The following is a 19403-nucleotide window of genomic DNA, read 5'->3' on the forward strand; positions in this document are numbered from 1 at the left end:
CAATCCATCCAGGCGTCTAGGGTCCGTGGTGCCCCTTGATGGAAGGTGACGCGGCGAACGGGGCAAAACCTTCGACGGCGCCCGGAGAGGCACGCGTCCCAACCTGATCGCCCGCCTGCTTGATCGCAACGGCGCGGCGTACTTCTCAAGAATGCTGATCTTCAACCGCGGCGTGCTGGAGACCGGGCCCTCAGACGCCGATCCCTTCGCAGCGAATTCAGGAGTGACGGAATGACTAGCAAGCTGACGGGCGAGGTGGTGCGCGCGGGCGACCCCGGCTACGAGGCAGCGCGGGTGGGCTGGAATCGCCTGTATTCGCGCTACCCCGAGGCAATCGTGTTCTGCGCCGACACACAGGACGTGGTCAACGCGGTCGGGTGGGCGCGCGAGGAGGGCATAGCCCTGCGTGCCCGCAGCGGGCGCCACAGCCTTGACGGCTGGTCCTCGATCGACGGCGGCCTGGTTGTCGACGTCAGTCGCATGAAGAGCGTCACGATCGACGAAACGGCGCGCACGGCGACGGTCGGCACCGGGCTCACGCAGAAGGAGATCGTCCCGGCTCTCGGGCAGCGCGGCTTTGTCATTCCGACCGGCTCGGAGGGGGGCGTCGGGCTCGGCGGCGTGGTTCTCGGCGGCGGCTTCGGATTACTCACGCGCAGTTTGGGATTGGCGTCCGACAACCTGCTCGCGGCCGAGATGGTGGTGGCCGACGGCCCGCGCTCGGCGAAGGTTGTCGAGGCCTCCGAACACAGCAACGCCGACCTGCTGTGGGCGTGCCGCGGCGGGGGCGGCGGCAACTTCGGGATCGCCACGTCATACACGCTGAAGCTGCACGAGCTCTCGCGGGTCGACTTCGCGATTGTCAGGTGGACCGGTCTCGACGATCTGGGCGCGATCCTTCGCACGTGGCAGCGTGACGCTCCGATCGCCGACGAGCGCCTGACCAGTGCCCTGGAGGCGGGCTCCGCCGCGGTGGAGCTCTCGGCGGTGCTACACGGCGGCTCACGCGAAGAACTGGACGCCGAGCTGCGTTCGCTACTGGCGATCGGCAAGCCCGAGGTGACCTACACGAACGAGGCCTGGCCGACCATCTACGGAAATATCGACAGGGCGGCGGATCTCCCGTTCTGGAAGTTCTACTCTCAGTTCGTCACTCGCCCATTCCCCGATGAGGCGATTGACCTGGTCGTTCGCTTCATGGCGAACACACCCAGCGCGCCGAGCAATTTCTTCTGTTCGAGTTTCGGCGGGGCCGTGCGCCACGCCCCGCCCGGCGGGTCGGCGTTCCCGCACCGTGACGCGCTGTTCTACTGCGAGCCCGGCGCGGCTTGGGACGACCCCGCGCTGAACTCGAAGGCTCTAGGCTGGGCCGTCGACTTCTGGCGCGCACTGCGCCCCTTCGGCGACGGCGCCTACGTCAACGTCCCTAATGCTCCCGCGTCCGACTGGGAGCGTGAGTATTACGGCTCCAACTGCGAACGGCTCCGCGAGGTTAAAGCCAAGTACGACCCGGCGAACGTTTTCTGCTTCGAGCAGAGCGTGCCTCCCGCCGGCTGACCCGGTTGTGGCGTCGGAACTGGCTCGAGCAGCAGCCACACCGCCACCGCCGACGCGAGCAGCAGCGCCGAGCCGACCCCCGCGGCGATGGCCAGCCCGTCGGTGAATGCTGCCTTCGCGGCGGCCAACAAGCTTCGTGCCTTCTCGGCAGGCAGACTTCTCGCAGCCACGGTCGCAGCGGCAAGCGAATTCCGCGCTTGCGACGCCACGGCATCCGCGGCGCCGGACGGAATTTCCAGCCCGCGGTAGACCGCGCTGACGATGGATCCAAGTGCCGCGATGCCGAGCGCCGAGCCGAGCTCATAGGCGGTCTCCGAAACCGCCGCTGCCGCGCCGGCTCGGTCCGGCATGACGCTGGCGATCACGACGTCGCTCGCCGCGGTGAAAGCCAGTCCGAGGCCGACGCCGACGACAAAGAGTGCGACGCCGAGCTGCGGATAGCCGGTGGATGGGCTGATCAGCGTCAGCGACGCCATCGCGCCACCGACCAACGCCAGACCGGTCGCGAGGACCGCGCGCTGCGACCAGTGGCGCACGGCGACACCGGCCAACAGGCCGAACACGGTCGCGGCGACCGCGGCGGGCAGTTCGGCCATCCCGGCCCTCAGCGGGCTGTATCCCTGAACCAGTTGAAAGAATTGCGACAGGAAGAACACCAGGCCCGAAAGGCCAAGCACGGAAAGCAGATTAGCGGCGACGACACCTGAAAACGCGCGATTGGCGAAAAGCCGTACGTCGATCAACGGTGTGTTCAGCCTGAGCTGCCGCCGGACGAACACCGTCAGCGCCGCGGCGCCGACGACACCGGCCGCCGCCACTTGCACCCGAAGCCCATTGGTGGCACCTTCCTTGCCGGCGTAGACGACGCCAAGCATGCCGACGAGCGCCAGCGTGACGCTGGGCAGGTCCCACGGCCCCGGCGTAGGGTCGCGCTGTTCCGGCAACAAGACGATGCCGCCGACAAGGAGCATGAGCATCACCGGGACGTTGATCAAAAACACTGAGCCCCACCAGAAGTGCTCCAGGAGTAGCCCACCCACCACCGGGCCCATTGCGGTACCCGCCGAGAACATGGCGGCCCACACGCCCACAGCCACGCTGCGTTGCCGTGGTTGGGGAAACAGGCCGCGGATCAACGCCAGGGTCGACGGTGCCAACACCGCCCCCGCCACGCCCAGCAGTGCCCGCGCGCCGATCAGCAGGATGGCGGTCGGGGCATATGCCGTCGCCGCCGATATGCAAGCGAATGCCGTTGCGCTGCAGAGTAACAGCTTCTTGTGGCCGATCCGGTCGCCGAGGCTGCCCATCGTGATAAGCAGACCAGCCAGCACGAAGGAGTAAATATCGCCGATCCACAAGACCTGCGTCGCCGTCGCCCCGAGATCGGTGATTATCAGCGGGGTGGCGACGGCCAGTACCGTGCCATCGACGCCGATCACCAGCACTCCGAGGCTGAGCACCCCGAGTGCCAACCCACCCCGGGTCATGACCGGCTCACCCCGTGTAGCAGCAGGTCGGTGATCATCGGGGTGAAGTCTCGGCGCGCGGCCCGTCCCGCCTGGATGACCCACGCCGCGCCCGCGACAAGGTCGTAGAACGCCTCGGTCAACCAGACGGCACTGAGATCGGGGCGGAATTCGCCTTCTCGCTGGCCGCGCTCGAACAGTGCCCTGATCTCGGCGTCGATCTCGGCCCACCCTTCCTGCGCATGATCGGCGTCGAAACCCTGACTCTGGGTGCACAGAAAGGTGAGGTATCCGGCCACGGGTTCGCACGCGGTCACCAAGCGCTGCAACGCTTCTGTGGCCGAGCCCTCCTGCCAGCGGGCGGTCCCCAGGGCCTCACGCATCTGCGCCACCGCGAGTTGGTCCAGTGCCTCGAGGAGTGCGCCCCGCCCGGCGAAGTGACGATGCAGGGTCGCCCGGCTGACGCCGACCGCCGCGGCGATCTCGTCCTGCGTCGCGTTGGGACGCCGACCGAGGAAATCCGCGGCGGCACGCAACATCTGTTCACGATCCGGCGTCATGAGACAAATATATCTCAAGTGAGACGATTATGTCTTACCCTCGTCAGGCACGCGCCCTAACAGCGCCGCGGTGACGGTGGCAAACCCTCGTGTACCACTGTCCAGTCAGGCACACTGAGCCACGTGGGAATGAGCACGTTCGTGCGCACTCGGAGACCGGCGGTAGCGCCATGAGCTGGGAGACCGTGCTCACGACCACTCTGGTGCCGGTCGCGTCCGTCTTGTCGACTGCGACGGTGGCGGTCTGGACGAAGCGTATCGACGCCAGAACCAAGCGGGAGGATCGAGACCACGCTCTGGTGCTCGACTACGAGAAGCGGGCCGGCGAGGACAAGAAGGCGGTGCTGAAGCGTCTCATCTCGGCAACCCTTCACCTCAAGCGCGGGGCGGAACCCCTCGCGGGCACCGAAGTCACCGACGAGAGCATCAGCCGAAGGCGGGCGGCGGCCACCAGAGAGTTGTACGAATTCCGCGCACGGCTGGGTCTCGACGACGGAGTCGCCGAGCTGATGATCTACGCCGCAGAACCGGTTCGTGACCTCACCGAATTGATCCTCGACGAATGGGACCGCCAATTCCGCGAGCACGGCTACTCGCTGACGCAGCTGGATGCGTGCAAGGAGCAACTCCAGACCGCCGTCGACGTCCCACAAAACAGCGATGAGGCGATGGTCGAACGGAAGCGAAAGTGGACTGCGCTGAAGGACGAAGAAGCAACGTTTCTCAAGCAACTCGGCGATGAGTCGGACCTTGACGTCGATGCGCTGGTGGTGCTGTGCAACCAGTTGTTGAAAGCCGCCCACACGGACCTGCGCGGTGGCTACGGCATAGACACGTGACATGCGGCGGGCCCGTCCCGACTTTTTCGACGTAATTCGCCTGCCGCGCGGATGATCCGGCCGGTAGCTTCTCCTTCACAGCGAACGCCCCTGGAAACGAGCCGCGTCGAAGGAGCTGCAATGGGGTTCATCCAGCCGAATCTGCCCGTCGTCGACGTGGCCGAATGGAGCAAGCAGAGCCGCGCCGAGCGGATCGTGCCGATGGTGCGCCACATCGCCGAGAACGGCTTCGGCACCCCACTGGTGATGCACGTGATGTACGGCGTGAAGATCGCGCTGTATATCCTGGGCGGCTGGGTGTTCGGGTGGTGCACGGCCGGCATCGGCAGCTTCACCGGCGTCGCCGCCTGGTGGTCGGAACCGATCGTATTCGAGAAGGCCGTGCTGTACACGATGCTGTTCGAAGTCATCGGCCTGGGTTGTTGCTTCGGGCCACTGGCCGGCCGTTACTTCCCGCCGATGGGCTCGATCCTGTACTGGCTGCGGCCCGGCACCATCCGGTTGCCGCCGTGGCCCGATCGGGTGCCGCTGACCCGGGGCAGCGTCCGCAGCCCAATCGATGCGGCGCTCTACGGCGCGCTGCTGGTGTTGCTCGCCATAGCGCTGGTGGCCGACGGCACCGGGCCGATTCCCGCCCTGCACACCGAGATTGGCGTGCTGGCGCCCTGGCACACCGTCGCGATCCTGGCGGTCCTGGCCGTCATCGGGCTGCGCGACAAGGTGATCTTCCTGGCCGCGCGTGGCGAGGTCTACGCGCCGCTGGCGCTCGTCTTCCTGTTCGCCGGGGCGGACTCCATCATCGGGGCCAAGGTGGTCTTCATGGTGATCTGGCTGGGGGCCGCCACCTCAAAAACCAACCGGCACTTCCCGTTCGTGATCTCGACGATGCTGGCGAACAACCCGTTCATCCCGTCTGGTCCGCTGAAACGGTCGATGTTCAAGCACTATCCGGACGACCTGCGGCCCAGCTCATTGGCGGGTTTCATCGCCCACTTCTCCACCGCGGTGGAAGGCTTGGTACCGCTGGCGCTGCTCTTCTCCCATGGCGGCTGGCCGACGGCGATCGCCGCGTTCGTGATGATCGTCTTCCACCTGAACATCCTGCTGGCCTTCCCGATGGGGGTGCCGCTGGAGTGGAACGTGTTCATGATCTTCGGGGTGCTGTCGCTGTTCGTCGCGCATGCCCCCCTCGGCTTGTCCGGCCTGGCCAACCCGTTGCCGGTGGCGATCCTGTTCGTGGTCATCGCCGGCACCGTCGTCGTCGGCAACCTCTACCCGCGCAAGGTGTCCTTCCTGCCGGGCATGCGGTACTACGCGGGCAACTGGGACACCACCGTGTGGTGCGTCAAGCCGTCGGTCGACGAGAAGTTCCGCACCGGCTCACGCGCGCTCGGGCCGATGCAACACCTGCAACTCGAGCGCCTCTACGGCTCCAAAGAGGAGACCCTGGTCCCCCTTCACCTGGCCATGGCGTTCCGCGGGATGAACACCCACGGGCGCGCGCTGTTCACCCTGGTGCACCGCGCGCTGGCCGGCTACGACGAGGACGACTACAACCTCTGCGAGGGCGAGGTGCTGTGCTCGATGGTGCTCGGCTGGAACTTCGGCGACGGGCACATGCACAACGAATGCCTCATCGCTGCGCTACAGCAGCGGTGCAATTTCCAGCCCGGCGACGTGCGGGTGGTGATTCTCGACGCGCAGCCCATCCACATCCAGCGGCAGGAGTACCGGCTCGTCGACGCGGCGACCGGCGAATTCGAGCGCGGCTATGTCGACGTCGAGGACATGGTCACGACGCAGCCCTGGGCCGACGATATTCCGGTGCACGTGCAGAGCGGCACGGGTGCCGGCATGGCGTGACGCGTCAGCGGTTGCGCACCCGATGCACCACCACCACGACGACGAGGACACCGACGCCGGCCAGTGACACCGCCACCGCGGGCTTCTTGACGAACTCGACCGCCTTCGCCTTCAGGTCGCCGGCGAGGCGGCGCGGGTTGGCCCGCACCGCGAGCGAGTCGACGGTGGCCGCCAGCTGGTCGCGGGCGACGTCGATGTCCCGCTTGATCGCCTCGGGGTCCCGGTCCGCCACGTGTCTGTCCTCCCAGTCGGCCTGATGCACCTGACGCACTACCCTAGATCAGCTGGCGATAACCCCAACGCTCCGGTGAACAGAAAGGGGCCCAGAAATTGGCCGAGACCACGCGGCTTGCGCCGGGCGACAAAGCGCCCCCCTTCAGCCTGCCCGACGCCAACGGCAACCAGGTGTCGCTTGCCGACTACAAGGGGCGTCGCGTCATCGTGTACTTCTACCCGGCGGCCTCGACGCCGGGCTGCACCAAACAGGCCTGCGCCTTCCGCGACAACCTGCACGAACTCGGCGACGCCGGCCTCGACGTGGTCGGCATCTCCCCCGACAAGCCGGAGAAGCTGGCCAAGTTCCGCGACGCCGAAAAGCTGACGTTCCCGCTGCTGTCGGATCCCGACCGCAAGGTGCTGACCGCCTGGGGCGCCTACGGCGAGAAACAGATGTACGGCAAGACCGTGCAGGGCGTGATCCGCTCGGCCTTCGTGGTCGACGAGAAGGGCAAGATCGCCGTCGCGCAGTACAACGTCAAGGCTGCACATACGTCGTCCTTCATCACAAAGCTGCTCAGCGCCTCGTAATTGAGGCGCGATCGTCACGTGCGCGGAAGGGGACCATCGGCCCTACAGAAAGCCGAGATCTGAGCGCATTCTTGATGCCGAATCATTCAGCGTTGAGTTTTTGCAGCCATTCCTTAGGGAGCGATCATGGCAGAAGACACCGAGAAGAAGACGGCGGCGGACCGAGCGTCGGACCTGACGGAACGAGTAGCAGGCCTGTCCGACGAAGTGCTCAAGTCAGTCGAAGCCGGACAACGCACCGCGATCGATGCCGTGCGCAAGTTCGTTGGCGCTGTCGATGAGTCGTTACCCGGGCACGGAGACGACCATCCGTCGAGACGCAACACCATCGTCGACGCCGCCCTCGATATGGCCGATAAGCTCGTCAAGACGCAGTACGAGTTCATCCGGAGCGTCGTCAGCAGCGCGAGCGAGACGCTGAAGAAACAGGGCGACGACAAGCCGGGTGCCTGAGCAAGTCCCGCTGCTTTCCTTAGGGTCCCTTGGTGGGTGGTTGACGCCGGCAATGCGGAGGATCCCGGATCGGTTCAACGAGGGTGGATAAACCGCTGCGTTTTCCAGTGCGGTAGCCCAGTGCACCGAAGGAGAAAGCCACCATGAGTCAACGGTCCCCCGTCACGGCCGTCGGATCTCTCGACCTCAACCGCTACAGCGGCCTGTGGTACGAGCTCGGCAGGCTCCCGCTGAGATGGGAGGAAGCGGATGCCTCGGACATCACCGCCGAATACACGCCCCAAGAGGACGGAAGCGTGCGGGTCGACAACCGGTGCATCGACAAGGACGGCGCGCCGTCGCAGGCGATCGGTCATGCGACCCCTGTGAACGGGAGGGCGGGACGGTTGGAGGTGTCGTTCCTTCCACAGTTCCTGCGATGGATCCCGTTCACCAAGGGTGACTACTGGGTGCTGAAGATTGATGACGCGTACACGGTCGCTCTTGTCGGCACACCCGACCGCAAAAACCTGTGGCTTCTGGCTCGCGAACCTCGCATCGACGACGCCACGAAAGCCGCCTACCTCGCCGAAGCGACCCTGCAGGGGTTCGATCTCGAAAAGTGGATCACACCTAACCAGTCGGGTCGGCGCGTCACCGACGATCTGCTCAACGGCTGACCTTCCGTCGCGCATTACAACGTCAAGGCCACCTCCTAGGTCGCCAGACTGCGCCGCGACCTTTCGGTCTGACAATCTTTCGACGCTTGCACCTCACTCGTACTTCTTCGCGCCAGCGTCGATCTGGACGCGTCACTGGGCCAGGTTGGCCAGCAGCAGCGCCTCGGCGATCGCGGCGCGTTCCAGCACGCCGAGGTGCAGGCTCTCGTTGATGCTGTGGGCTTGGGTGCCGGGGTCCTCGACGCCGGTGACCAGGACCTTGGCTTGCGGGAACGCTTCGGCGAACTCGGCGATGAACGGGATCGAGCCGCCCATGCCCATATCGATGGGCTCGGTCCCCCACGCCTGCCGGAACGCCGCCCGCGCGGCGTCGTACACCGGGCCGCTGGCCTCGATGGCGTAGGGCTCGCCGATGTCGCCGCGGGTGATGCTGACCTGGGCGCCCCACGGGGCATGCTTTTGCAGATGCGACGTCAACGCGTCCAGGTGCGCTTCGGCGTCACCGCCCGGCGCGACACGCATGCTGATTTTGGCGCGGGCCCGCGGGATCAGCGTGTTCGACGCCTTGTCGATGGGCGTGGTGTCGATACCGATCACGGTGATCGCGGGCTTGGCCCATAGCCGCTGCGGCGCCGAGCCCGAGCCGGTCTCGGACACCCCGTCCAGCAGCCCGGAGTCGGCACGGACCCGCTCGGGCGGATAATCCACAGCGGCAGCGGTACTTTCGTGCAGGCCGGCGACGGCCACGTTGCCGTCGTCGTCGTGCAGGCTCGCCAGCATCCGCACCAGCGCGCTCAACGCGTCGGGTACCACCCCGCCCCAGAGCCCGGAGTGCAGCCCGTGGTCGAGCGTGGCGACCTCGACCACGCAGTCGACCAGGCCCCGCAGCGAAACCGTCAGCGCCGGAACGTCGGTGCTCCAGTTGTCCGAGTCGGCGATGACGATCACGTCGGCGGCGAGCGCGTCGCGGTGGGTGGCCAGCAACCGGCCCAGTGACGGGGAGCCGGATTCCTCCTCGCCCTCAACGAAGACCGTCACGCCCACCGGCGGCTGGCCGCCGTGCGCCCTGAAGGCCGCCAAATGCGTTGCGATGCCCGCCTTGTCGTCGGCGCTGCCGCGCCCGTAGAGCCGCCCGCCACGTTCGGTGGGCTCGAAGGGCGGCGACGCCCACTGGCCGGCATCGCCTTCGGGCTGCACGTCGTGGTGGGCGTAGAGCAGCACGGTCGGCGCGCCCGGGGGCGCGGGATGGCGCGCGATGACCGCCGGCGCGCCGCCCTCGCTGACGATCTCCACGTCGCCAAAACCGGCCTGCGACAACAGATCCGCCACTGCCCGCGCACTGCGGTGCACCTCGTCGCGGCGGCCTGGGTCCGCCCACACCGATTCGATGCGCATCAAGTCCTCGAGGTCGCGGCGCACCGATGGCAACACCTCGCGGACGCGTTCAACAAGATCGCTCATGATCCCGAGGCTAGTCGGCGGTCGTCTCCAGGATCGCGACGGCGGCGGCGGTGTCCCCCTCGTGCGTCAGCGACACGTGAATGGTCACGTCGGCCAGATGTTTGGCGATGTCACCACTCAGCCGCACCCGGGGGCGCCCCCACATGTCGGTGACCACCTCGATGTCGCGGTGGATGTCCTCCGGTAGCACGGGCCGTTGCGCGAAGCGGGATCCCGACCAGGCCTTGATCACCGCCTCCTTCGCCGCCCACCGGGCCGCCAGGTGCCGGGCCGCCGAAGAGCTCTTGTCCGACGCGTCGCGGCGCTCACCCGGTGTGAACGTCTCGGAGAAGACGGTTCCCGGCTGGTCGACCTGCTCGGCGAAATCAGGGATGGAGACGACGTCGATCCCCACACCGACAATTCCCATGGGTCGCCAGGCTAACGGACGGTCGAAGACGTCATCCGGCCGAGACCTCGTAGGCCTCGCCCTCACCCAGCCGCGACGCCGGGTTCAGCAGCATCGCCGCCTCCTGGCGCTTCTCCGGCGCGTCATGGTCGAAGCGACGACCCGACGGCCGCTCGTACATCGGCGCACCGCCGGCGATGGCCGAGGCCAACCGGCGCTGACCGGCCAGCAGCCGCCCCTCCGCACGCCGCTGGTAGTCGGCGCGCTGATCAGCGTCCAGCGCGGCGATGAACGCCTGCGGGTGCACCAGCGCCACGAGTCCGGACACGTGGCCGAAGCCGAGGCTGGTCACCATGCCCGCCTTGAGCGGGAACTTCTTGCCGAGCCGCAGCGTCTCACGCACCCAGACGAAGTGGGCCGAACCGGCCAGTTCGTCGTCGACACAATCCAGGCTGCGGTTGGGCGGGATCACCCCGTCGCGCAGCATCTGGCACAGGCCCATCATCTGGAACACCGCGGCACCGCCCTTGGCGTGGCCGGTGAGGCTCTTCTGCGACACCACGAAGAGCGGGGCGCCCTCGGAGCGGCCCAACGAGTCCGCGAGCCGCTCGTGCAGCTCCGTCTCGTTGGGATCGTTGGCCAGCGTGGACGTGTCGTGCTTGGAGATCACCGCGATGTCGTCGGCCCCGACGCCGAGCTTGGCCAGCGAGCGCGCCAGCGCCGAGTCCCTGCCGCCGCGGCCGGCGCCCAGGGCGCCCAGACCCGGGGCCGGGATCGAGGTGTGCACGCCGTCGGCGAACGACTGCGCGTAGGCCACCACAGCCAGCACCGGCAGACCCATCTTGAGGGCCAGGTCGCCGCGCGCGAGCAGTATGGTGCCGCCGCCCTGCGCCTCGACGAAGCCGAGCCGCCGCCGGTCGTTGGGCCGGGAGAACTTCGAGTCGTGAATGCCCCGGCCCCGCATCATGGAAGTGTCGGCCGTGGCCGCCATGTCACCGAAGCCGATGATCGCTTCCAGTGTCAGGTCGTCGAATCCACCGGCCACCACCAGTTCGGCCTTGCCGAGGCGGATCTTGTCGACGCCCTCCTCGACCGACACCGCCGCGGTGGCGCACGCACCGACGGGGTGGATCATTGCGCCGTAGCTGCCCACGTAGCTCTGAATGACGTGCGCGGCAACGACGTTCGGCAGCACTTCCTGCAGGATGTCATTCGGCTTGTTCCGGCCGAGCAGGTTGCCGTGATACATGGTCTGCATCGACGTCATCCCGCCCATGCCGGTGCCCTGGGTGCTGGCCACCAGGCCCGGGTGCACCCACCGCATCAGCTCGGTCGGGGTGAATCCCGAAGACAAGAACGCGTCGACGGTCGCGACGATGTTCCACAGCGCCACCCGGTCGGTGGAGCTGGCCATGTCCTGGCTGATGCCGTACACGGTCGGATCGAACCCGCTGGGGATCTGCGCGCCGACGACCCGCGACAACTTGGTCTTGCGCGGCACCCGAATCTCGGTGCCCGCCTTGCGCGTCACCTGCCAGTCGCTTGAATCGGGAACCGGCCGCACCACCGTGTGCTCGGGATCGAACTCGACGAACCCGCGAGCATCGGCCTCCGACGAGACGACGAAGGTGAAGTCCTTGTCCAGGAACACCGACACCAGCAACGGCGACGCGTGATCGGGGTCGATAGCGCCGTCATCGACGAACTCGCGAATGCCCACCCGCTCGACCACGATGTCGTGGTAACGCTCGACCAGCTCGGCTTCGTCCACCAGGTCGCCGGATTCCGTATCGTACCAACCCGGTTGGGGGTCGTCCTCCCAGCGGATCAGTCCGGTGGTCCAGGCCAGTTCCAGGACGCCGGCGGCCGAGAGTTCGTTGTCGACCTCCATCTCGAAGCGGGTGCGCGACGAACCGTACGGGCCGATCTCGGCGCCACCGACGATCACCACCAGGTCGGCCGGATCGACGTCCAGGTCGTCCCATTCCGGGGGCGGCGCGGGGGTGAAGCCGCGCGGCGGCGACGGCAGCGCGGCGATGGTGCCTTCGGCAGCCGCGTCGCCCGTGGCCTGCTCGCCCGACGTGGCCTGCTCGCGCGCCTTAGCGGCCAGTTCGGCCATGTCGAGGTTGGCCTCGGCGAGGCCGCCGGTCAGATCCGCCTTGATCGGCGCGCCAGCCGCCGCGACCTTCGACTCGACGTCGCAGAGGTCCAGCAGCATGGCCGCCATCTGCTCGGTGGAATACGTGGTGACACCGGCCTCCTCGACGGCCTCGACGATGGCGTCGTTGTGGCCCATCAACCCGGTGCCGCGGGTCCAGCCGATCAGCGCGTGGGCGAGGCTGACCCTTGCGGCCCAGGAGGACTCGGCGTGCCAACGACTCACCAGCGCGTCCAGCGCCGACTTGGCCTCGCCGTAGGCGCCGTCCCCGCCGAACATTCCGCGGTTGGGCGAGCCCGGCAACACCACATGCAGCCGCGACGCGATGTCGCGCTCGGCGCCGATCTTGGACAGCCCGCCGATCAATCGCTGCACCGCCCAGAGCAGGACCTTCATCTCCATCTCGGAGCGCGAACCGGCCTCCGACAGGTCCCCGGCGACGCGCGGCGCCGCGAACGGGAAGAGCAGTGTCGGGGTCTGCGCGTCCTTGATGTGAATGGATTGTGGCCCAAGGCTTTCTGTCTGCTCCGTACCGATCCATTCGACCAGTGCGTCGATGTCCGAGTAGGACGCCATGTTGGCGGCCACCACCCAGAGCGCCGCACCGTACCGGGCGTGGTCACGGTACAGCCCGCGGTAGAACGCCAGCCGCTCATCGTCGAGCTTCGACGTGGTGGCGATGACGGTAGCGCCGCCATCGAGCAGTCGCGCCACGACCGACGCCGCGATCGAGCCCTTCGAAGCGCCTGTCACGACGGCGACTTCGCTGCTGTAGGGGCCGGGATCGGGGTTCTCGGCGCCGGCGGCGATGCGGCCGTACAGCGACGCGTGAATCTGGCGACCGGCGGCCAGCGATTTGCCCTGCCACCAGGTGGCCTGGGTCGCGACGACATGGCCTGCGCCCTCGAACCTTTCGGACAGGCTCTTCCACTGGGCGTCGATGTCACCCTCGTCAGTCAGCCAGAGATTGACCAGGTCCTCCCGGGCGCTGGCCCACCGGTCGTCGAAGACGACGGCCTTCTTGGCGTCGAAAGCCGGCGCCACCAGACGCGGCCAGTCCGCGCCGAGTTCGGCGGTGACCAGGTCGATGAGCTCGGCGTCGGTGGCCGCCGGCGCCGCGCTGACCGGGTCGTCGTGGCCCAACTGGCCCAGGATCAGGCGGGCCGCCGAAGCAAGCACCCCGTCGCGACCGGTGATCTGATCGGTGAATTCACTCAACGCGGCCGCGTCGACGGTCGCCCCGCCGCCGCCACCCGACGATGGCAGCGCCACCGAGATGCCGCGGCGCGCGGCGACGGATGTGACCGCGGCGTCGATGACCTTGTCGACCGAGGCGGCGTCGGCCAGCGCGCCCTCATGCAGGTGGCCCATGGCGCCGCCGCGCACGCTGGTGCCCTCGCGGGTTCCCAGCGCCACTTCGACCGTGACGTGCTTGGCCCAACCGTCGCCGAGCTCCCACGTCTTCTTGACCCGCTCGGCAATGGCGCCGGGCCGCTTGCCCGAGGGCCCCAGCACCGTGCGCAGCTGATCGTTGATCGCGTCGGAAAGCACTGGGCCGAAGGGCTTATAGGTGCGCGCCAGCTTGGTCACCTGCGACCGCAGCCCGGCCAGGTCGGCCTCGGCGGCGCCGTCGATGGCGCCCAGGTTCAGCTCCGAACCGAGGTCCACCAGCAGCTGGTTGCGCCGAGACGAGGCACCGTCGGTGATGGACTCGATGGAGTCCAGCTCCTCGATTTGGTCGATGCGCATCTTGGCCGACAGCGCGATCAACGCCAGGGTGGCGTCGGCGGCGTCGAACCCGATGTCGTCGGGGCGTGGAGTCCCGGACGGAGCTGCGGCAGGAGCCGCAGCGACGGCAGGGACGACATCGGACATGGGTGCACCGTCCGATGAGGCCGGAACGGCCGAATCGGAATCAACGTCTTCCGCCTCCGGCTCGGGGTCGGTGTCGGTGGCGAACAGCACCGCGGCGTCGCGCTCGGCGTTGAGCACTTCGACTGTGCTGTGGGCATATTCGGGAAGCTTCAGGGTGTTGGTGGCCAGTCCGGCGACGGTCGGCGCCGACTTCACGCCGATCTCGACGAACCGTTCCACGCCCAGGCCGCCCGCGGCGTCTTCGGTGAACAGCAGGTCCTGAGTCTCGATCCAGCGCACCGGGCTCGCGAACTGCCATGCCAGCAGCTCGATCAAGACGATGCGCGCCATGTCGTTTCGGCGTTCTGCGAGCCACGTGTCGTAGTCGGCGAGGATCTCGTCGAGCGGCTCGGCGGGCACCAGGTCACGGATCTCCTGGATGAAATCGCGGTCCAGGGTGAACGGCCGCGGCACCAGGTTGGGGATGTAGCGCCCGATGATGACGTCGGGATTCTTGTCCCGCGGCATGACGCGTTCCAGCGAGCGGCGGAATTCGGCCACCCCGACGCGCAACACCCGCGAGTGGAACGGCACGTCGATGCCGGGCACCAGGATGAACGAGCGCTTGCCGCCGGTGAGCTCGCGACGGCGCTCGACCTCGGCTTCCAGCTCCTCCAGACCGCGGACCGTGCCGGCGATCGCATATTGCGAACCACGCAGGTTGAAGTTCACGATCTCCAGGAATTCCCCGGTGCGGTCGGCGATTTCGGCGACGAACGCGGGCACCTCATCATCTGGCAGGTCGATCTGCGACGGCCGGATCGCCGCCAGTCGGTAGTTGGAGCGGCCGAGCTCGTCGCGCGGCACGATGTCGTGCATCTTGGAGCCGCGGTGGAACACCGTCTCCAGCAACGCTTCCAGCTCGTAGATGCCGGTGACGCAGGCCAGCGCGGTGTACTCCCCGACGGAGTGGCCGCAGGCAATGGCATCTTCCACGAACGCGCCCTGCTCACGCATCTCGGCGACCTGTGCCGCCGCAACGGTCGCCATCGCGACCTGGGTGAACTGCGTCAGGTACAGCACGCCCTCGGGGTGGTTGTAGTGCACGCCGCTGGCAATGATGCTGGTCGGGTTGTCGCGCACCACGTGCAGCACCGAGAAGCCCAGCGTGTCGCGGGTGAACTTGTCCGCTTTGTCCCACACCTTGCGGGCGGCCTTGGACCGGGCGCGCACATCCATGCCCATGCCCTTGTGCTGAATCCCCTGGCCGGGGAAGGCATAAACCGTGTGCGGGGCGGCCAGTCGGGCCGTCGCCGACATCACCAGGTCCGAGCCTATGCGGGCGGAGACATCCAAAACCTCTGCGCCCTGGTCGATTCCGACACGCTCGACGCGGAAGTCGACCTCATCGCCGGGGCGCACCATGCCCAGGAACCGCGCGGTCCAGCCGACCAGCCGGGCCGGGGGGCGCGCCTGGCCGTCGGTGGCGGTCACCGCGTGCTGCGCAGCGGCCGACAACCACATGCCGTGCACGATGGGCGATTCCAGGCCGGCGAGCAAGGCGGCGGCCCGGTCGGTGTGGATCGGGTTGTGGTCACCGGACACCACGGCGAACGGCCGCATGTCGACCGGGGCAGTCAACCGCACGTCGCGGCGGCGGCGACGCGGCGTGTCGGTCGCGTTCTCCGACACTGCGCCGCCGGCCCGCACCGGCTCGGTGAGTTCGGCGGCACCCGTGCGGCCTAGGATCGCGAACCGCTCATCGAGGGTGGCGATCGTCGCGCCGCTGGGGTCGGCGATCGTCACCGAGACGCGGACGACGCGGCCCATGTCTGTGTCGATGGCCGGCGAAGCCGTTGCGGTGACGGTCAATTCGGCCGCGACCTTGGGCAGCGCGCCAACCACGTGGGCGGCGTGGTCGAGGTGGACCAGACTCAGCAGGCCCTCCACGACCGGGATGCCGGCGTCGGTGACCGCCGAGCCGATCGCCGCGAAGACCGCGGGCCAGCACAGGCCGACCAGCGCGTCGGGCACGGTGGTGAGACCGGGCGCCAACGGCTCCCCGAAGGTGGCGGTGACTCCGGTGTGGTCGGCGACCCGCTCGGGGTCCCAGTCGACCGCAACGGTGGCGGTCCTGTCGACGACGGCCGGCAGGAATTCCGGCCCGTCGACGCCGGCGGCGATCGCCAGCACCGCGCGCATGGCGGTCGCGGCGTCTTCGGTGGAAACCACCGGGGTGCCACCGTCAATCGTGTTGGGGGGCAACGTGAACGGGATGTCGATCCAGTTGCCCGACACCGGGACACTCAGCACCACTCGGTCCCCGTCGACCTCGAGCCGCGCCCCGGTGAACGAGTGGGTGGCGCGACGGCTTTCGGGGCCTTCAGAGCCTTCGTGCACCAGCCAGTCGGCGGGGTCGGCGATTCGGTGTACCGGGTTGATCGCGGTGCGGCCGGCCCACTGCACGTCGGGAGCGTCGAGCACGACGGCGAGCGGCCCGGTCACGTCGGGGCGACCCAGCCGACGCGACGCGACGGCCCGGGGCTGACCACCGGAGGACAACACCTCGTCAATGGCGGTCTGCTCGAAGCGGTCCAGCAGTTCACCGACGGGCTCGTCCATGCGGGTGATGCCGGCCACGGCCGCGGTGCCCGGGATGATGCACACCTGGTCGGCGTCGTAACGGGCATCGTGCGCCTGCCACAGCGAGTCGCTGCGCCACCAGCGCCGCACGTCCTTGTCGATGACCGGCACGAAGTTGACCGGCTTACCCAGCGTCTTGCACAGGGTGACAAAGAACGGGACGTCGGCCGGGTGCAGCTGCACGGTCTCGGCGTCGGGGTATTCCGCAAGCAGCGTGGCGATGGCCTGCTGGGGGCTCTCCAGTAGCGCCGGGTCATCGAACAGCGTCTCGATCGGGCCGGAATCGTTTGCGTGCAAACGGGCTTCGGCGCGCTGCAGCATCTGCTGGAACCGGTCGCGCCAGGTGTCGGCCAGCCACGGGCTGCCCGGTGCGGCGGTGTCGGCGGTGGAGTTGCCCTCGCCGATGGTCAGCTCGACGTAGCGCTGCAACCACTGCAAGTACGTCATGTCGGCGACGTCGCCGAAGTACGGCTTGGCGGTGTTGGCCATCGCCGCGATGATCTCGTCGCGACGCTCGGCAACGGCCTCCGCGTCACCGGCGACCTCGTCGAGCAGCCGGCCGCACCGCGAAGCGCTGTTGTCGATCTCGTGAATGTCGGCACCCAGCTGGCTGCGGCTGGAAGCCATGCCGCCCGCGGCTTTTCCGGCGCCGACCCACTGTTCGGTGCCTTGCGTCTCGACCAGCATCCGCTTGACCGAAGGCGACGTGGTGGCCTCCTTGGTCGCCATCGCCGCGGTGCCGACCAGGATGCCGTCGATCGGCATCAGCGGGAAGCCGTAGGCCTGCGCCCACCGCCCGGACAGGTATTCGGCCGCCCGCTCGGGCGTGCCGATGCCACCGCCCACACAGACGGTGATGTTGGGGCGCGACCGCAACTCCGAATACGTTGCCAGCAGCAGGTCGTCGAGGTCTTCCCACGAATGGTGACCACCGGCGCGGCCACCCTCGATGTGCATGATCACCGGCTTGGTGGGCACCTCGGTCGCGATGCGGATGACCGAACGGATCTGTTCGACCGTGCCGGGCTTGAAGACGACGTGACTGATGCCGACGTCGTTCAATTCCTCGATCAGCTCGACGGCATCCTCGAGATCCGGGATGCCGGCACTGACCACCAGGCCGTCGATTGCCGCGCCGGACTGACGCGCCTTCTGCACCAACCGCTTTCCGCCAACCTGCAGCTTCCACAGATACGGGTCGAGGAACAGCGCGTTGAACTGATATGTGCGGCCGGGCTCGAGCAGCGTGGCGAGCTCATCGACGCGACCGGCGAAGATTTCCTCGGTGACCTGCCCACCGCCCGCCAGCTCGGCCCAGTGCCCGGCGTTGGCTGCGGCGGCGACGATCTTGGCGTCGACGGTGGTCGGGGTCATGCCCGCCAGCAGGATCGGCGAGCGTCCCGTCAACCGAGTGAACTTCGTCGAGAGCTTGGCCCTGCCGTCGGGAAGACGAACGACGGTGGGGGCGTAGGTCGACCACGCCCGCGCCACCTCGGGGACGGCCCCGACGGTGAAGAGGTTGCGCTGCCCGCCGCGGGTCGCGGCGGGCACGATGCCGACGCCCAGGCCGCGGATCACCGGCGCGGTCAGCCGAGTCAGGATGTCGCCGGGTCCCAGGTCGAGGATCCAGCGCGCACCGGCCTCGTGCACACGGCTGATCTCTTCGACCCAGTCGACACGTCGCACCAGGATCGCTTCGGTCAGCTCACGGGCCAGCGCGACATCGAGCCCCACCTTCTCGGCCCAGCCGCCGACGATGTCGATGCCGTCGGCCAACCGGGGCGTGTGGAAGCCGACCTCCACCTGCACCGGATCGAAGACCGGCGAGAAGACGTCCCCGCCGCGGAGCTTGTTCTTGCGGGCGGCCTCCTCCTTCTCCGAGATCTGCTGGCAGTAGAGCTCGAACCGGGACAGCTGTTCGGGGGTGCCGGTGATGACGACCGAGCGACGGCCGTTGCGGATGGACAGCACCGGCGGCAGCACGGTGCGGACGTCTTGCGCGAACTCGTCGAGCAGTCGGCTGATGCGCTCGGGGTCGGCGTTGGTCACCGACACCATGGGCGGGCGGTCGCCGAGCACAGAGATGCCGCGCCTGCGGGCGACCAGCGTCCCGGCCGCGCCGATGAGCTGAGCCATTGCCAGCAGCTCTGCGTCGCGGGCGCCCGCGGCCTTGAGCACCTCGACCGCGAGCACCCCTTGCGAATGCCCGGCGACGGCCACCGGCGGGGTGGCTTTGAGGTCCATGCCTTGGCGGGCCAGCGCGCGCACGGCCGCGATCTGGGTGAGCAGCACGCCGGGGATGGACACCGCGGCGGACGTCAGGTGCTTGTCCGAGGGGACTGGATCCTCGGCCGCCAACGCGCGCACCCAGGCGAGCGGCTCGAAACCGATCGGCCGTACCACCACCAACTCTTTGGCGACCGGCTCGAGCAGCAGCTCCACCTCACCGGCCAGCGTTGCCAGGTCGGATTCGATGCCGGCGGACGACACGAGTTCTTCGAGGGTTTCCAGCCAGGCGCTGCCCTGGCCACCGAACGCAACGGCGTACGGCTCGCCGGCCGTCAGTCGGTCGACCAGAGCGTGGGTGTCACCGGCTGCCGCGTGGGGGCCTTTTCCATCGCGGTCAGCGGACACCTCCCCTCGCTGCGCTGGGGGACCCCAGTCATGCCTCTCGTGGATCGTCACGTCTGTATCT

General features: G+C 68.0%; 12 protein-coding genes. 6 read left to right on the top strand and 6 right to left on the bottom strand.

The features are described 5' to 3' along the window. Positions 1-231 precede the first annotated feature (231 nt). Positions 232-1557 (top strand): FAD-binding oxidoreductase, encoded by a 1326-nt coding sequence (locus A5758_RS08140; protein ID WP_067738735.1) that lies wholly within the window; start codon positions 232-234, stop codon positions 1555-1557. Here A5758_RS08140 and A5758_RS08145 read toward each other — a convergent pair. Together A5758_RS08145 and A5758_RS08150 are read right to left on the bottom strand one after the other, a co-directional pair. Next, positions 1461-3044: an MFS transporter gene (locus A5758_RS08145; RefSeq protein ID WP_082939620.1), complete on the bottom strand. Its 1584-nt coding sequence runs from the start codon at positions 3042-3044 to the stop codon at positions 1461-1463. The genes A5758_RS08140 and A5758_RS08145 overlap by 97 nt on opposite strands. Continuing rightward, positions 3041-3583 carry a TetR/AcrR family transcriptional regulator gene (locus A5758_RS08150; protein ID WP_067738738.1) on the bottom strand — a complete coding sequence of 181 codons (543 nt, stop codon included), beginning with the start codon at positions 3581-3583 and terminating at the stop codon, positions 3041-3043. The genes A5758_RS08145 and A5758_RS08150 overlap by 4 nt, the downstream gene beginning before the upstream one ends. A 170-nt stretch (positions 3584-3753) precedes the next feature. On the opposite strand from A5758_RS08150, the gene A5758_RS08155 reads away from it, so the two are divergent. Beyond that, a complete protein-coding gene (locus A5758_RS08155) occupies positions 3754-4422 on the top strand; it encodes a hypothetical protein (protein WP_067211419.1) in 669 nt (222 codons plus the stop codon). 120 nt (positions 4423-4542) lie between these two features. Continuing rightward, positions 4543-6285, top strand: a complete 1743-nt coding sequence (locus A5758_RS08160; protein WP_067738741.1) for a DUF3556 domain-containing protein — start codon at positions 4543-4545, stop codon at positions 6283-6285. 4 nt (positions 6286-6289) lie between these two features. On the opposite strand, the gene A5758_RS08165 is transcribed toward A5758_RS08160, so the two are convergent. After that, on the bottom strand, positions 6290-6517 hold the full coding sequence (locus A5758_RS08165) for a DUF3618 domain-containing protein (RefSeq protein ID WP_067211587.1): 228 nt from the start codon (positions 6515-6517) through the stop codon (positions 6290-6292). 98 nt (positions 6518-6615) lie between these two features. Here A5758_RS08165 and bcp point away from each other — a divergent pair, with 98 nt between their 5' ends. The 3 genes from bcp to A5758_RS08180 all read left to right on the top strand — a co-directional run bounded on the left by bcp (position 6616) and on the right by A5758_RS08180 (position 8204). After that, positions 6616-7092 (top strand): thioredoxin-dependent thiol peroxidase, encoded by a 477-nt coding sequence (gene bcp, locus A5758_RS08170; RefSeq protein ID WP_067738745.1) that lies wholly within the window; start codon positions 6616-6618, stop codon positions 7090-7092. Between the two features lie 126 nt (positions 7093-7218). Beyond that, a complete protein-coding gene (locus tag A5758_RS08175; protein WP_067211412.1) occupies positions 7219-7545 on the top strand; it encodes a hypothetical protein in 327 nt (108 codons plus the stop codon). Positions 7546-7688: 143 nt separating this feature from the next. After that, on the top strand, positions 7689-8204 hold the full coding sequence (locus A5758_RS08180; RefSeq protein ID WP_067738748.1) for a lipocalin family protein: 516 nt from the start codon (positions 7689-7691) through the stop codon (positions 8202-8204). 132 nt (positions 8205-8336) lie between these two features. Here A5758_RS08180 and A5758_RS08185 read toward each other — a convergent pair whose 3' ends face one another. Genes A5758_RS08185 through A5758_RS08195 form a run of 3 tightly spaced genes read right to left on the bottom strand, consistent with a single transcriptional unit; the run spans position 8337 to position 19393 of the window. Continuing rightward, the gene (locus A5758_RS08185) at positions 8337-9665 is read right to left on the bottom strand and encodes a dipeptidase (protein ID WP_067738751.1); all 1329 of its coding nucleotides are present in this window, start codon (positions 9663-9665) and stop codon (positions 8337-8339) included. A 10-nt stretch (positions 9666-9675) separates the two neighbouring features. Next, a complete protein-coding gene (locus A5758_RS08190; protein WP_046182674.1) occupies positions 9676-10074 on the bottom strand; it encodes a holo-ACP synthase in 399 nt (132 codons plus the stop codon). A gap of 31 nt (positions 10075-10105) precedes the next feature. Continuing rightward, positions 10106-19393, bottom strand: coding sequence for a type I polyketide synthase (locus tag A5758_RS08195; protein ID WP_067738754.1), 9288 nt, complete (start codon positions 19391-19393; stop codon positions 10106-10108). Between the last annotated feature and the right edge of the window lie 10 nt (positions 19394-19403).

Source organism: Mycobacterium sp. 852014-50255_SCH5639931 (assembly GCF_001665605.1).
Classification (GTDB): Bacteria; Actinomycetota; Actinomycetes; order Mycobacteriales; family Mycobacteriaceae; genus Mycobacterium; species Mycobacterium paraffinicum.

Bases quoted from the DNA above. Each gene is read 5' to 3' on its own strand.
- A5758_RS08185 (WP_067738751.1), bottom strand. From the start codon at position 9,665: ATGAGCGATCTTGTTGAACGCGTCCGCGAGGTGTTGCCATCGGTGCGC.
- A5758_RS08180 (WP_067738748.1), top strand. From the start codon at position 7,689: ATGAGTCAACGGTCCCCCGTCACGGCCGTCGGATCTCTCGACCTCAAC.
- A5758_RS08175 (WP_067211412.1), top strand. From the start codon at position 7,219: ATGGCAGAAGACACCGAGAAGAAGACGGCGGCGGACCGAGCGTCGGAC.
- A5758_RS08155 (WP_067211419.1), top strand. From the start codon at position 3,754: ATGAGCTGGGAGACCGTGCTCACGACCACTCTGGTGCCGGTCGCGTCC.
- A5758_RS08145 (WP_082939620.1), bottom strand. From the start codon at position 3,044: ATGACCCGGGGTGGGTTGGCACTCGGGGTGCTCAGCCTCGGAGTGCTG.
- A5758_RS08160 (WP_067738741.1), top strand. From the start codon at position 4,543: ATGGGGTTCATCCAGCCGAATCTGCCCGTCGTCGACGTGGCCGAATGG.
- A5758_RS08150 (WP_067738738.1), bottom strand. From the start codon at position 3,583: ATGACGCCGGATCGTGAACAGATGTTGCGTGCCGCCGCGGATTTCCTC.
- A5758_RS08190 (WP_046182674.1), bottom strand. From the start codon at position 10,074: ATGGGAATTGTCGGTGTGGGGATCGACGTCGTCTCCATCCCTGATTTC.
- A5758_RS08140 (WP_067738735.1), top strand. From the start codon at position 232: ATGACTAGCAAGCTGACGGGCGAGGTGGTGCGCGCGGGCGACCCCGGC.